Source organism: Marinobacter segnicrescens (assembly GCF_900111555.1).
GTDB lineage: Bacteria > Pseudomonadota > Gammaproteobacteria > Pseudomonadales > Oleiphilaceae > Marinobacter > Marinobacter segnicrescens.
The window spans coordinates 286,515-301,805 of record NZ_FOHZ01000002.1; the positions used below are offsets into that span (position 1 = coordinate 286,515).

Below are 15,291 nucleotides of genomic sequence, written 5' to 3' on the forward strand. Positions count from 1 at the left end.
GGAGTACCCCTATGCGAAGTAAAGACAAATCCGTAGTTGCAAAAGGTAATGGTTTTACACTTGGGCGCCGGGAATTCCTGGGGCTGATGGCGGGAACCGCTGCCGTTGCCAGCATGGCGGGCCCCTCGGCCTTGCTCGCGAAAGTTAAAGACAATGGGGGGACGCTCCGTGTCGGCGCCGCGGCCAATCCTTCCAGCATGGATCCCGCTACCGGCGGGTCCGGGTCCGATCACGTCTTTTTGTTCCCGGTCTTTGCCACGCTGGTCGATTGGGAGTACGACACTCTCAAGGCGATTCCCGGCCTCGCAAAAAGCTGGGAGTATCCGGACCCACAAACGCTCGTCCTGAACATCCGCGAGGGGGTCACCTTCCATGACGGTACAACCCTCGACGCCGAAGCGGTGAAGTTCAACCTTGATCGCAACCGCACCGATCCCCGTTCCAATATTCGCGCAGACCTGGCCTCCGTAGAAAGTGTCGAAGTCAGTGCGCCTTACCAGGTCAAACTGAACCTCAAGGCACCCGACACCTCACTGCCGCTGGTTCTTTCGGACCGGGCCGGAATGATGGTCTCACCGAGCGCCATTAAGAAATTTGGCGAAGACTCTGATCGCAACCCTGTCGGTGCCGGTCCGATGAAATTCGTCGAATGGAACGATGGGGACAGCATTACCCTTGAGCGCAACCCTGATTACTGGAAAAACGAGCGCCCCCTGGTAGACGGCATTACTTTCCGGATCATCACAGACAGCTCTACGCGCCTGCGATCGGTCATGTCCGGGCAAAACGACCTGGCGTACCAGCTTGAGGGGCGCCAAAAGCCATTGATTGAGCGTGGCGGATCCGTCGAAGGCGTATCAGGCTCGACGGTTTATTGTTTCCAGATCTACCTGAACCATTCCAAAGGTCCGCTGAGCAACGTGAAGGTACGCCAGGCGCTCAACTACGCTATTGACCGAGAAGCCCTGGTCAGGGCCTCAATGCATGGTGCAGGCGAGCCAGCTTATATGAACCTGCCATCTTCGCATTGGGCCTATGATGCCGACGTGGCGAAACTCTATCCCTACGATCCCGATAAAGCCCGCCAGTTGCTGACTGAGGCCGGGTACCCCGACGGAATCGACCTGGATATGCGCGGTTACAACGATCAGGGATCGGTTCAACGACAGGAAATCCTTATGGCCATGCTCAAGGACGTGGGAATCCGAGGCCGCTTCAAGACCGGAACTATCTCGGATATGTCTGCCGCGTACTTTGCCCGGGGTGAAGGTGACTTCCTGGTCTCCGCCTGGACCGGTCGTCCGGACCCCTCATTGACCTATGCGCTGCTGTATGCCGGTGATTCGTACTTCAATGCTGGCAAGGTAGAACCGCCAGAAGGGTTGATGGATGCTATCCGTGCCTCCCGCAGCACCAATGATATTGAGGAACGGAAGAAAGCCTTCTCTACCGTACAGCGCATCGTCATGGAGAACGCGCTGGTTGTTCCCCTCGCCTTCCGCCAGGACATCATGGCGCACACGGACAAGGTCAATAACCTGCAGACCAATTTGCTTGGTAAGCCCAAGTTCGAACACGTTTATCTGGAAAGCTAACAAGTGTGATCGGTCAGGGTAAGCGGCATTGCCCCCCTTACTCTGACCGCTATCTACTCTTTTTCACGTCGGACTGATTATGATGTCTCGGACCAAACAGCTTATGCTGCTGAATCGCTTGGTACAGGCGATTCCCATCATGATTCTCGCCACCTTCCTGGTGTTTTCGTTATTGCAACTGGTACCAGGTGACGTTGCGATCACCATCGCTGGCGAAAATGCCAGTGAGAAGCGAATTCAGGAAATTCGTGAGCTTTACGGCCTGAATCAGCCGTTTCTTGTCCAATATGGAAACTGGTTGGTTAACGCAGTACAAGGCGATTTCGGTGAGTCGCTGCTTAGCGGCGAACCCGTGCTCGAAACCATATCGCGGGTATTTCCCAACACACTGTTCATAGTGGCTTATGCCGTACTTCTCTCAGTTGTTATTGGTGTACCCCTTGGCATTATGGCGTCAAGTCGTCCGAACTCGAAGCTGGATGGCGCCATTATGGGCGCGTCTTCCCTTGGTGTGGCCGTCCCCAACTTCTGGCTGGGTATGGTCCTGGTTTCCCTGTTCGCGCTGACCTGGAACTGGTTCCCCGCAACAGGTTTTACAAGCCCAGGCGAGAGTTTTACCTCCGCCATCTGGTTTGCCACCTTGCCTGCTATCGCACTTTGCACCAACGGTATTGCCGAAGTTGCCCGCCAACTGCGGAGCTCCCTGGTTGAGATTCATAGCTCGCAGCATGTCCGTACGTTACACGCCAAGGGCTTATCGCCTGGCGCCATTCTCTGGAAACACGGTCTCAAGAACGTCAGCGTAAACCTGCTGACCGTTATCAGCCTGCTATTTAACAAAGCCCTGGCAGCGACAGTGGTCGTTGAAACCGTATTTGCCATTCCCGGAATGGGAAACACCATCGTAAAAGCGGTGCTGGAAGGCGACTTCCCTGTGGTTCAGGGTGCGGTGCTGGCCATGGTCATCACCGTCATCCTGGTAAACCTCGTGACTGACCTGCTCTACACGGTTCTGGACCCAAGGATTCAACAGGTATGACGACACAAGCCCTTGAAATGTCAATCAGAGAAGATTCTCTGTTCAGCAAGTTTGGCCAGTGGTGCCGGCGGGACAAGCGGGGAGTGGTTAGCCTGCTGGTACTGACGATCATCATTGGGATCGCAATCTTCGCACCCTGGATTGCTCCGTACTCCCCGACAGAGCAGGACTTCAGCAAAATGCTGATGGCGCCCAGCGCAGAGCATTGGCTTGGCACTGATGATCTGGGGCGTGACGTACTCAGCCGTCTTATCCATGGCACATCCAAATCAGTGTATGCCGCGTTTCTGGCCGTGGGGGTAGCCTTGCTGATTGGCGTACCTATTGGCCTGCTGGCCGGCTTTCTCGGCGGCTGGGTCGATGTCGGTATCAGCCGTGTCATCGATACCTTGCTTTCGTTCCCGGCTATTGTCTTGGCTGTGGCTGTCACCGGGGCCATGGGTATAGGCCTGACGAACGCGATGATCTCGGTGGGCATCGTATTCTCACCTCACCTGGCCCGACTGATAAGGGCGAGGACACTGGTCATCCGTGAAGAACTGTATGTAGATGCAGCCAGATGCTTTGGTGCGTCGACCACCCGTCTATTGGTCAAACATGTGACGCCAAACGCCATTCAGCCGGTGATTGTTCAGTGCACGCTACTCCTGGCGGTCGCCCTTCTCGCCGAAGCCAGCCTCAGCTTCCTGGGCCTCGGTGTCCAGCCCCCCGATCCAAGCTGGGGCCAGATGCTTGCCCGCGCCTATATGTATATGGAAATCACGCCTGAACAGATGTACGCCCCGGGCTTGATGATCATGATCACCGCGCTGACCTTCAATACGCTGGGAGAATCCCTGAGGGTAGCACTCGATCCAACCATGAAAGGCCTTTGATCCTGAATAAATCCCACAATAACAAGGAGCAAAAACGATGAGTCTCCCGAACGCCCACTTTGCCGACGCTGCCAATGAAATTACCTATCGCAACGGTGCCCGGCCGATGCACGATTACCTGCTTCTGAATGCGAAAGAGGCACCAGACCAGGCCGCGTATATTTTCTATGGCCGCGAAGTCCCCTGGAGGGAATTGGCAGACTCAACCAGGAGGCTTGCCGGATTCCTGCGAGAGAAGGGCATTGGCAAGGGAGATCATGTCGGACTCTATCTCCAGAACTGTCCACAATACGTGATCGCTCATTACGCCATTCAGATGCTGGGGGCGGTCATTACACCCCTTAATCCCCAGTACAAAACTGCCGAAGTCGAATACCAGCTTGATAACGCCGAGGCCAAGGCTGTTATTTGCGGAACTGACCTGTATCCCATGGTTGAGGCTGTCAGAGACAAGCTGTCTCAGCTGAAACTGGTCATCACTACCCGCTATGCAGATTACCTGCCCGGCTTGCCGACTCTTTCGGTTCCTGATGACCTGACACAGGCGCCTGCGACCCCTGAGAACACATTTGACCTGGTGTCCGCCATTGATGAAACTCAGCCGATCAATGAGCCCGAACCTGTCGATTTCGACAATGACATTGCCCTGATGACGTTTACCTCTGGCACCACCGGCCGCCCTAAAGGCGCCATGTTGCCGGTTGGTGCCGCGACGTTCAAAACAGCTGCGCTATTCCAGTCCAATGGGCTGGAGCAGGGTAGCACTTCTCTCGCAATCGCCCCTTTCTGCCACATAGCCGGTATGTGTCTAGGTGTCTATGCGGGCGTCTATGGCCGCTGGACAACCATTATCTTGCCAAGATTCGATCCGGAGACCACCGTCCAGGCCCTCGAGAAGTATAAAGTCGATATGTGGTACAGCATCGCCCCGATGAACCGGGCGATCCTCAGCTTGCCGAACGTTCAGTCCCGCGATCTGAGCTCCCTGCGATTTAACCCGGCCACGAGCTTCGGCATTCCCGTTACCGAAAGCCTCGCCGAGGAATGGAAAGCACTCACCGGTTGCCAGATGCACGAAGCGTCATACGGTTTGAGCGAAACTCACACCATGGACACCTACATGCCCCGTGACGCTATCGTCTGGGGTAGCTGTGGTCGGCCTATGCCGGGAAATGACATCCGCATTGTCGACATTGAAACCGGAAAAGAACAGCCACCAGGCCAGTCTGGCGAAATTGCAGTCGGCAACCCCTACGTATTCAAGGGCTATTGGCAGCGCCCCGATGCGACCAATGAAACCCTGAAAAACGGATGGGTCTTCACCGGCGATGTGGGTCACTTCGATCAAAACGGTTACCTGTTCTTCACCGGTCGGATCAAGGAGATGATCAAATGCTCCGGGTACAGCGTTTTTCCGGAAGACGTTGAAGCCCTGATGTTGAACCACCCGGCCATTGCCCAGTCTGCCGCGATCGGAGTGCCTGATGAGAACCGGGGTGAAACCGTGAAGCTCTTCGTGGTCCTCAAGCCCGACTATGACGGCAAGGTCTCGGAGCACGACATCATCGATTGGGCCAAAGACAACATGGCAGCCTACAAATACCCCAGATACGTCGAATTCCGTGATTCTCTGCCCGCCACAGGTGCCGGTAAGGTGCTGCGACGTCTGCTTAAAGATGAATAAAGGACCCGCTATGAACACCAAGAACACGGATTACTGGCCCCCCGGGCTTCCCCGGGAGGTTTCCTATCTCAATGGCGAGAAGCCCATTCATGAATATCTGTTCGATAACGAGCGGGATATTCCGGATAGACCAGCGTATATCTTTTACGGCAGGGCGGTGACCTGGAAAGAGTTAGGTCAGTCAACGCGAAAACTGGCAGCTTTCCTCAAGGAAAAAGGGGTTAGCAAAGGAGACCGGGTCGGCCTGTATATGCAGAACTGCCCCCAGTATCCCATTGCGCACTATGCGATTCAGATGATCGGTTCCATCGTTTCCCCACTGAACCCCCAATACAAGGATGCGGAAGTCGAGTATCAGCTTGGCAATGCTGAAGCCCGTGCTGTCATCGCTGGCGCTGACTTGCTTGCCACCGTCCAGCGGGTTCAGTCAAGTGTGCCCAGCCTTGAAGTCGTCGTATGTACAGCCTATGCGGACTACCTTCCAGAGAGCCCGACCCTGGACGTGCCCGCTTTTCTGAAAGAGCGACCCTCGGTCGCTAATGGCGCGGTCGATCTATCGCAGATACTGGCCGAGTACCAACCTCTGGAAGAACCGGAGCCAGTCGACCTTTGGAATGACATTTCTCTGATGACATTTACATCCGGCACAACCGGCCGGCCAAAAGGTGCCATGCTGAGTTTCGGAAGCGCTCTCTACAAGACCGCCGCCTCCATGATGGCAAACAAGGTCGAACCTGACGGGTGCTCGTTAGCCGTGGCGCCGTTCTGTCACATTGCTGGCATGAATTCCGGCGTTTACATGCCGGTCTACACACGCAGGACAACGGTTATTCTGCCCCGGTTCGATCCGGAAACGGTGGTGCGGGCGTTTGAGGTTTACCGTTGCGACATGTGGTACAGCATTGCCCCAATGCTGCGTGCAATTCTCGATATGCCCGGTATCGAACAACGGAACCTGCGATGCATCCGCAATAACCCGGCAACAAGCTTTGGCATTCCGGTAACAGAGAAGTTGGCCGAAGAATGGAAAGCACTAACCGGTGCCCAGATCCATGAAGCTGCCTTTGGTCTGAGCGAAACCCATACATCTGACACTTTCATGCCAAAAGAAAGAATCAAGTGGGGCAGTTGCGGTATACCGATGCCAGAGAACGAGATCCGTATCCTGGACCTCGAGTCGGAAGAGCCTTTACCCAAGGGACAGAGCGGTCAGATCGTAATTCGTAACAAAGGTGTTTTCAAAGGCTATTGGAAACGACCGGATGCGACGGCCGAAACGCTGCGCGATGGCTGGGTCCATACCGGGGACGTTGGCTATTTTGACGAAGACGGCTACCTGTTCTTCACGGGCCGAATCAAGGAAATGATCAAATGTTCCGGGTATAGCGTGTTCCCGGAAGATGTCGAGGCACTGATGCTTCGTCACCCCACGGTCACCCAATGCGCAGCCATTGGGGTCCCTGATGAAAAGCGAGGAGAAACGGTAAAGCTCGTTGCGGTGCTCCATCCCGACCATAAGGGACAGGTGACCGAACAGGAGTTAATCGACTGGGCCCGGGAGAATATGGCGGCCTACAAGTACCCTCGCATCATCGAGTTTCGGGACTCCCTGCCGGCTACGGGTGCCGGAAAGCTCTTAAGGAGACTTTTGAAGGATTAATGTGACCACTTTGACCTGACCGCCCTGGTACCCGACACCGGAGCATGACCTGATTCTTATCGAAGATTGATCCGGACTTATTGTCCTGTTTGCTGCAAACGCCCGGGCCGGATATCCCCTTCCGAAACGAGAACCCTGTTCTCTGACTGGTTCGGAAGGGGATATCCGGCCCGGACTTTCATAACAAGGGGACAGACCTCGCCAGACGACAAGATTGCGTTCTGCTCAGGCCGCATGCTCCCGCCACAACCGCTTCCGGTGCCACTCGGCATTACCCAGTTGCAGCTCTATAGACGTCAGTCGCTTGAAATAGTGACCGATATCCAGCTCGTCGGTCATACCGATACCGCCATGTAGCTGAATGGCCTGCTGGCCCACATAGCGGGCGGCCTGGCCCAGGCGGGCCTTGAGTTTTGAGGCGAGGATGGCCTGCTGGTGGACGTCGGCCCCTGTCCAGCGATGGGCGGTCTGGGTCAGCAGGTTGGCGAGGCTGGTGGTTTCGATGTACATCTCGGCCATACGGTGCTGCAGCACCTGGAACTCCGCCAGGGCGACGCCAAACTGTTTGCGGGTGCGGGTGTAGGCGACGGTTTTCTTCACCAGGGTTTCCATGATGCCCACCGCTTCCGCCGCCAGCATCAGCAGGCTTTCACTGTGCACCTGCAGGATAATGGTGGCAGCTTCGCCCTCGTCGGTCAGGCGCTGGGCAGCACTGACCGCCACCCCGTCAAATCGCATGTTGGCACCCTGATGGCCATCGATCATCGGATACCCGGTGACGTCCACACCCGGCGAGTCCAGCTCCACCAGGAACAGGTCGATACCCCCATGGTCGGTATAATCGCCTTCGCTGCGGGCGGACACGAGCACATGGCTGGCTGTCAGACTGTGCATGACGGCGATTTTTTCACCGCTGAGGCGATAACCGCTACCATCAGGTTCGGCACGGGTTGCCACTGCCAGGGGGTTGCCCCGGCTCTGAGGTTCTTCGCAGGCGAACACTGCCTGGCGGGCGCCAGAGATAATGCCTGCCAATAACTCAGCACCCTCACCTTTCGCTTCAGCAAGCGCCAGCAGGCGTGCCGCCGCCAGCACGCCCAGGTAGGGTTCAGTCACCAGGCCTCTGCCAAAGCCTTTCATCACACCCAGGGTGTCGGTGTTGTCGCCGCCCAGGCCACCCTGTTCTTCAGCAAACGGAATAGCCAGCCATCCCATCTCGGCAAAGGTCTGCCAATGACTCGGGGATTGCCCCTGATGCTCCTTCAGATTGCGTTTGCGGTCGTCGAAGGTGTACTCGCCCTGTACGAACCGGTTAACGCTGTCCTCCAGCATGGAGCGGGTTTCCTGGCTGAGGGTACTCATGGTCCGTCTCCTTACCGCAACAGGGTCTTGGCGATGATATTGCGCTGAATTTCGTTACTGCCACCAAAGATAGAGGCGGCACGGTTGTTCAGGTACTTGGGCATCAGGGTTACAGCATCGTCGTCACCGATGGGTTCCACGCCACTGGCCACGGTCAGGGCGGCCAGTTGCAGTGCCAGTGACGGGGTTCCCGCCACATCGATGGCCAGCTCGGTGATGCGCTGGATGGTCTCCATGGAGGTAATCTTGATCATGGAGCTCATGGGGCCGGATTCCGGCGAGCCTTTCTCCATGGCTGCAAACACTTCTTCGGTGGCCTCCAGGGTGTCCACCTCCAGGTGCAACCGGACGTAGCGGTCCTGGAATACCGGGTCATCCGCCAGGAAGCCACCGAAGCCGTCACCGGTGCGGCCAGCCAGCCGACGGATGGTGGCCAGTTCATGGCGGAAGGTGGTGGCGAAGGAGGTTCCCCCACCCCGTTCGTGCTCCAGCAGGTACTTGGCCACGGACCAGCCGTCATTCTCCTCCCCGAGACAGCAATCCACCGGAACCCGGACGTTGGTAAAGAACACGTCGCACTGCTCCGGTACACCATCAAGGCCGATGATGGGCCGGATCTCGATGCCCGGGTCGGTCAGGTCCTCGATCAGGAAAAAGCTGATGCCCTGCTGCGGTTTGCCAGCACCACCGGTACGCACCAGCAGGAACAGGCGATTGGCGTGGTGGGCGTAGGTTGTCCAGGTCTTGGAACCATTGATCACGTAGTGATCCCCGTCCCGCTCAGCCCGGCATTTCAGGGACGCCAGGTCGGAACCGGCATTGGGTTCGGAGTACCCCTGGGCCCAGAAATTCTCACCGGAAAGGATGCCCGGCAAGTGCTTGCGTTTCTGCTCATCGGTGCCGTAATGGATGATGGCAGGGCCCACCATGGAAATGCTCTGGGGCAACAGCAGGGGCACGCCAGCACGCCGGCACTCTTCCTCGAAGATCAGCTGCCGCGGCACATCCCAGCCAGTACCGCCGTATTCCTCTGGCCAGCGGATGGCGGACCAGCCCTGACTATGGAGGATACGGTGCCACTTCATCACCTGGTCGAAGGGCGGGAAAAAGCTGGTGGTCTTGCGGCCAGCTTCCAGGATCTCATCATCCGCGTGCTGTTCGATGAACTCGCGGATCTGGTGACGGAAGGTGTTGAGTTCGGTGTTCATGGCGGCCTCGGGGTCCATCTAAGGCGGTCGCGCAATTGCACAACCTGAGAGACATTAATTCCCTCTCCGTTGATGGGAGAGGGTCAGGGTGAGGGTGAACGGCGGCGAACTGCGGAGTTGGAGCTTCCCCTCACCCCCGGCCCCTCTCCCGCATAGGGGAGAGGGGAGTAGCTCACCGAGAGCTTTGGGTTATAGAGCGTAGCTGCTCACATCCACTTTGGAGTAAAGCTCATCCCAGTACAGATCGGCAAGGTCATCCACATTGTCGATGTCGCGGGTCAGCTCTACCCACTTGCCCAGCAATTCACGGAAGGTGGCAGCCAGTTCTTCAGCGTTTTCAATGCCGTGACGCTCCTCGTAGTTAGCGGCAATCTTTCCGATATCGCTGCGGACAAATTCACTGGAAGCCTGCTGCAGCTCTTCGGAAGCTTCATGCACAGTGATGCCATTACCTTCGGCAGCCTCGAGTTCTTTGGCCGCACCTACCTGGTAATCCCAGCTGATCACAGCGCCCAGAACAGCGGTCGCCTTGAGCACGTCGCGGCGCTGCTGTTCACTCAGACCGGCCCAGACATCCCGGTTGACGTTGTTGACCGCGGTACCGCCATAGACACCCCCGGGGACCTCGGGAGTGATGTCTGTCACCACTTCCTTCAACTTGAAGATGTCGAGGTCAACACTGGAACTGATGCTGCAGTCCAGCACACCCTGGTTCAGGGCCTCATAGGAGTCACTGACCGAAAGGGTAACCGGCGTGGCACCCAGGGACTCTGCCCAGCGAGCCCACTGGGGGCCGGCACTGCGGATGCGCTTGCCCTGCAGCTGATCGAGGGTGGATACCTCTTTATTGCACAGCAGCATATAGTCAGAGCTGGCCGATGCGCCGGTGAAGACCTGGTTCTGGCCGGCAAATTCATCGACGCAGGTATCGCAATGGTTGAAAACAAACTCCGCCAGGGCGCCCACATAGGCCAGGCCCGAATGACTGGGCGGAACATCCTCAAGATCCACCAGCATACTCAGCTCACCGGCCAGGTTGGCCGCAGGAAATTCACTGGGGTAGTAGGACAGCAGTACAAAACCTGAATCGGCCATGCCATCCCGGATACCCGGCGAGGTCTCCGAGAAGCTCAGCAACGAGCCTGCATAGACCTTGGCCGTCATGTCGCCACCGGAGATTTCCTTCAGGGCTTCGGCAAAACTGTTTGCTGCGTCGGCGCCAATGGAATTGGGCGGATATCCGGTCGCGTGGGAAATGGTCTCTGCGGTGGCCGTACCGGCCACCAGGATGCCTGCAGCCGCGACGGACGTGAGACCGGTTTTGATCAGTGTTTTCATGGTGCTTATCTCCGAACCGGGGCGCGACCGCTGCGGCGCGCCACCGGTAAAGTTCTTGTGGATAGGATTGTGGGGGGCAATGTAGAACGATGACCGAAAGGAACCATCGTCTTTAAGGACGATTTGGCTACCCATGCTGGCTGGTCAGCCAATATTTCGGCCCTTGCCTTTCCAGTGCTCTTCCTTGATCTTGAATTTCAGCAGCTTGCCGGCGCCGGACATGGGCATCTCGGTCCGTACCTCAAAGCTGCGGGGGCACTTGTAGCCGGCAATGTGTTCCTTGCAGAAGGCAATAACATCAGCCTCATCCAGCTCGTGACCGTCCCGCAGGACAATGGCCGCATGCACCCGTTCACCCCACTTCTCGTCGGGCACGCCGATGACGGCGCACTGGGATACGGCAGGGTGTTGCAGCAGGACATCTTCCACTTCCACGGAATAGACGTTCTCGCCACCGGTAACAATCATGTCCTTGATCCGGTCCACCAGGAACAGGTAGCCGTCATCACTCATGTACCCGGCATCGCCGGTGTGCATCCAGCCGTCGCGGATCGCGTCACGGGTCTGCTCTTCCTTGTTCCAGTAGCCCTGCATGACCATGGGCCCGCGGGCGCAGATTTCACCAACCTGTCCCCGCTCCACCTCATTATCCATTGGATCGACAATGCGAATCTCGGCGATGTGAGTGGGGTTACCGGCAGACATCAGCTTGTCGTGCTGGGCCGGGTCGGCGTGCACTTCCGGAAGCAGCATGGTGACCGTGGGCGAAAGCTCGGTCATGCCGTACATCTGCAGGAAATCCGCATTGGGCAGCTTGGCCATGGCTCGCTTGAGCAGGGCGCTGTCCATGGGCGAGGCGCCGTAGATCAGGCAGCGCAGGGAACTGGTGTCGTGCTTGTCAAAGTCCGGATGGTCCAGCACCGCCCGCAGCATGGTGGGCACCAGGAAGGTCTCCACTACCGTTTCCCGTTCGATAGCCTCGATCACCGGAAGCGGCTCGAAGCGAGGCAGGATAACGTGGGTGCCACCACGAATGGAAAGCTGAACGATAAGGCCTATGCCTGCCACATGGAAGAAAGGTGCTGCTTGCAGCCCCACAATGCGGTCACGGCGGCAGGCGGGGATGACCGTGCTCAGGGCGCTCAGGTAAAGATTGCCGTGGCTGAGCATGACACCCTTGGGCTTGCCCGTGGTGCCACCGGTATAGAGGATGCCGGCCAGGTCCTTGTCACGACGACCGGCATCCGGCACCGGGCTGGCACCAGCCATCAGGCTTTCCAGGTCTTCACAACCCTCCGGCGCTGTGCCCTCTCCCATATAGACTACGGTCTTGAGGGCAGAGGATTTCGCCTTTACCGTCTCGATTAACGGCGCGAACTCGTCATCCACGAACAGAATCTGCGTGTCGCAGTCATCCAGGGAGTAGGCAATCTCCGGGGCGCTCCAGCGGATGTTGACGGTATTGAACACGCCGCCACCCCAGAGTGAGGCGAAAACCGTCTCCATATAGCGGTCTGAATTCAGGCCAAGGATACCTACCCGGTCACCCTCGCCCATGCCGAGCTTCTGCAACACACCCGCGAGGCGAGCAACGCGGTCGGTGAGCTGGGCCCAGGTCTGGCGGCGGTTTCCGAATACCACCGCCTCGTCATTGGGGTATTCACGAACGGCCTTATGGAGAAATTGCGTCAGGTACATGGGTGAGGTCTCTTGCTGTTTTTGTAAAGTGCTGGAACGGTTGGGAGTGATAGTGCCAAGGGGGAACGCAAATCGGCGTCGTCGGTACAGACGAAATTGGACCGGAAATAAGGGAAGGGCAGGCAAAAGAGGTTGGAGAGTGAGGCTTCCCCTTCTGCCAGAGAAGGGGAAGCAAACGCGATGGGGCCGGTATTACTGGCTGTACTGACTCACATCCACTTTCGAATAAATCTCGTTCCAGTACAGGTCCGCCAGGTCATCGGCGTTATCGATGCCTTCCACCAGGCCTGCCCACTTGGTCAGCAGGGAGCGGAAACTGTCGATAACCAGGTCTGCGCCCACAACGCCGTACCGCTCTTCATAGCGCTCTACGATCGTGTCCAGGTCATTGCGGATGAACTCCTCTGTCACCTGAACCAGCTCTTCGGAGGGCTGATGTACGGTAATGCCGCTGTCACCCGCATTTTCCATCTCACGGGTGGCACTGAGCTGATATTCCCAGCTGATGTCGGCCCCCAGAACCGCCGTGGCCTTGAGGACATGGCGACGCTGCTCTTCCGTCAGGCTGTTCCACACATCCTGGCTGACATTGTTGACCGCGGTTGCCCCGTAGACACCACCAGGAACCTTCACGGTAATGTCGGAAGTCACTTCCTTCAGCTTGAAGATGTCCAGCTCCGTCGGGGAGCTCAGGGTGCAGTCAAGCACACCCTGGTTGAGGGCTTCGTAGGTTTCGGCAATGGACATGGAAACCGGTGTGGCGCCGACCTTTCCCGCCCACCTCGCCCAGTGGGCGCCAGCCGTACGGAAACGCTTGCCCTTGACCTGCTCCATGTTGGTTACCGGCTGGTTGCACAGCAGGAAATAGGCCGTACTGGCCGAGCCACCGGTAAATACCTGGTTCTGGGCAGCAAATTCCTCGATGCATTCCGGACAGTCGTTCATGATGAATTCAGACATGGCCCCTACATAGGCAAGGCCGGCGTGACTGGGCGCCACGTCCACCAGTTCGGTCAGCATGCTCAGCTCACCAACGAGGTTGGTAACCGGGAACTCGCTTGGATAATAGGACAGCAGGATAAACCCGGAATCCGCCATGCCATCCCGGATACCTGGCGAAGTTTCCAGGAAGCTGAGCAGCGAGCCGGCGTAGACCTTCGCTTTCAGGTCACCACCGGAAATTTCTTCCAGGGCCTTGGCGTAGACCTCGGCAGAGTTGGCACCAATAGAGTTGGGGGGATAGCCCGTTGCGTGGGAGATGGTGGTGGCGTTGGCACCAGCGGTAAGCATCATGCTGCCAAGCGCCAGTGGCGCTGCGAATTGCTGAATGGCCTTGCGTAATGTCATGGGAACCTCCGGGTTCATCTTCGGCGCGTTTTGGTTACGGCGCCTGTTTGTTGTTTTTCGAACAGCCTGCTTCAGCTTATTACTGACATCCTGAACCATCCCCCGTCGGATACGACGAATTATTGAACAGATAAAAAAAACGATGCCGGCGAACCGGCATCGTTTTCATTACCCGACTTCGGATGGGTACTAGTGCTTGTTCGGCCCCAGGTAACCAAACAGGAAGGCCCCCACCTTGCGCTTCTGGATTTCCTCAGAGCCTTCGGTAATGCGGTAACGGCGGTGGTGCCGGTAGATGTGCTCGAACGGCTTGTGGCGGGAATAGCCAATGCCACCATGGACCTGCATGGCCTGGTCGGCTGCCTGGCAGCACAGTCGGTTGGACCAGAAGTTACACATGGCCACCTTGTCTGAGATCTGCTTGGCCACTTCCGGCTTGGACATCTGATCCATTTCCCAGGCAGTCTTGCGGATCAGCAGACGGAGCATCTCCACCTGGGTGGCCAGTTCCACCATGGGGAACTGGATACCCTGGTTGCGGGCAAGCTCCTGGCCGAAAGGTTTACGTTCGCGAGCGTATTTCACGCTCTCGCGGATGCAATAGTCCGCCGCGCCAAGGCTGGAGGCTGCCTGGCGGATACGGTTCTCATGGACAAAGTGCTGGGCAATGGCCAGGCCACCGTCCATGGGGCCGAACACGGCGGCTTCCGGCACCCAGACGTTGGTAAAGCTGACCCGGGGATGGTCGGTGGGCATATTGAAAGTCCACAGATACTCTTCCACCTTTACCCCGTCGGCATCAGACGGCACGATCAGGGCGGTGATCCCCTTCGCATCGCCATCCTTGCCACTGGTGCGCACGAAGGTGACACAGTGGGTGGCGGTGTGCATGCCGGTGGTCCACATTTTTTCGCCGTTGATCAGCCAGCCATCAACCCCGTCCCGCTTTTCGGGTACCGCGCGGGTTTCCATATGGGTGGCGTCCGAACCATGCTCCGGTTCGGTGAGGCCGAAGGCCAGCTGATACTCTTCATTAAGCATCTTGTCGACGAACTCGGCGTACTGCTCCTTTGTACCAAAATCGCGGAATAGCAGAACGAAGGGGTTATTGGCCACGATGGAGTGCTCGTTCTGCAGGTCGTTATGCAGGCCGAGACCCTTTGCGGCGAGGTGCTCTCGGATCACCGTCATTGCCAGGTTGGAACCGTCCTTGCCCCCGAAATCCGATGGCAGCGGGAAGCGCAGGTGACCCGCTTCGTCTGCCACGCGCCGCGCTTCCTTGAGCAGGTCCTCCCATTCTTTACGAGGCAGGCCACCGCCCTCGAAATCGGTACGGGCCCATTCACGACGGTGATCGAAGAAACGGATATTGTCGTCTTTCTGTTCCAGTGGCTTGATCTTCTGTTCGATAAACTGGTCCAGTTCCGCCAGGTAGTCAGTCAGTTCTTTTGGCAGGTTAAAATCCATCAGAGCTCTCCAGGAATG

General features: G+C 57.5%; 11 protein-coding genes. 5 read left to right on the forward strand and 6 right to left on the reverse strand.

Annotated elements, in window-relative coordinates; genetic code table 11:
• Positions 1-11 precede the first annotated feature (11 nt).
• The 5 genes from BM036_RS03940 to BM036_RS03960 all read left to right on the forward strand — a co-directional run bounded on the left by BM036_RS03940 (position 12) and on the right by BM036_RS03960 (position 6,853).
• On the forward strand, positions 12-1,595 hold the full coding sequence (locus BM036_RS03940; RefSeq protein WP_091848926.1) for an ABC transporter substrate-binding protein: 1,584 nt from the start codon (positions 12-14) through the stop codon (positions 1,593-1,595).
• Positions 1,596-1,698: 103 nt separating this feature from the next.
• A complete protein-coding gene (locus BM036_RS03945) occupies positions 1,699-2,634 on the forward strand; it encodes an ABC transporter permease (protein ID WP_218144763.1) in 936 nt (311 codons plus the stop codon).
• On the forward strand, positions 2,631-3,509 hold the full coding sequence (locus BM036_RS03950) for an ABC transporter permease (protein ID WP_091848928.1): 879 nt from the start codon (positions 2,631-2,633) through the stop codon (positions 3,507-3,509). The genes BM036_RS03945 and BM036_RS03950 overlap by 4 nt, the downstream gene beginning before the upstream one ends.
• A gap of 37 nt (positions 3,510-3,546) precedes the next feature.
• Positions 3,547-5,193, forward strand: coding sequence for an AMP-binding protein (locus BM036_RS03955; protein WP_091848929.1), 1,647 nt, complete (start codon positions 3,547-3,549; stop codon positions 5,191-5,193).
• A 10-nt stretch (positions 5,194-5,203) separates the two neighbouring features.
• A complete protein-coding gene (locus tag BM036_RS03960) occupies positions 5,204-6,853 on the forward strand; it encodes an AMP-binding protein (RefSeq protein ID WP_091848930.1) in 1,650 nt (549 codons plus the stop codon).
• A gap of 225 nt (positions 6,854-7,078) precedes the next feature.
• Here BM036_RS03960 and BM036_RS03965 read toward each other — a convergent pair whose 3' ends face one another.
• From BM036_RS03965 to BM036_RS03990, 6 genes are all read right to left on the reverse strand, one after another.
• Positions 7,079-8,215, reverse strand: coding sequence for an acyl-CoA dehydrogenase family protein (locus BM036_RS03965; protein ID WP_091848931.1), 1,137 nt, complete (start codon positions 8,213-8,215; stop codon positions 7,079-7,081).
• Positions 8,216-8,226: 11 nt separating this feature from the next.
• The gene (locus tag BM036_RS03970; protein ID WP_091848987.1) at positions 8,227-9,423 is read right to left on the reverse strand and encodes an acyl-CoA dehydrogenase family protein; all 1,197 of its coding nucleotides are present in this window, start codon (positions 9,421-9,423) and stop codon (positions 8,227-8,229) included.
• A 189-nt stretch (positions 9,424-9,612) separates the two neighbouring features.
• Complete coding sequence (locus BM036_RS03975; protein ID WP_091848988.1) at positions 9,613-10,761, reverse strand: C4-dicarboxylate TRAP transporter substrate-binding protein; 1,149 nt, start codon at positions 10,759-10,761, stop codon at positions 9,613-9,615.
• 144 nt (positions 10,762-10,905) lie between these two features.
• Positions 10,906-12,459: a long-chain-fatty-acid--CoA ligase gene (locus BM036_RS03980; RefSeq protein ID WP_091848932.1), complete on the reverse strand. Its 1,554-nt coding sequence runs from the start codon at positions 12,457-12,459 to the stop codon at positions 10,906-10,908.
• A 192-nt stretch (positions 12,460-12,651) separates the two neighbouring features.
• The gene (locus BM036_RS03985) at positions 12,652-13,806 is read right to left on the reverse strand and encodes a C4-dicarboxylate TRAP transporter substrate-binding protein (protein WP_091848933.1); all 1,155 of its coding nucleotides are present in this window, start codon (positions 13,804-13,806) and stop codon (positions 12,652-12,654) included.
• Between the two features lie 189 nt (positions 13,807-13,995).
• Positions 13,996-15,273, reverse strand: a complete 1,278-nt coding sequence (locus BM036_RS03990) for an acyl-CoA dehydrogenase family protein (RefSeq protein WP_091848934.1) — start codon at positions 15,271-15,273, stop codon at positions 13,996-13,998.
• Between the last annotated feature and the right edge of the window lie 18 nt (positions 15,274-15,291).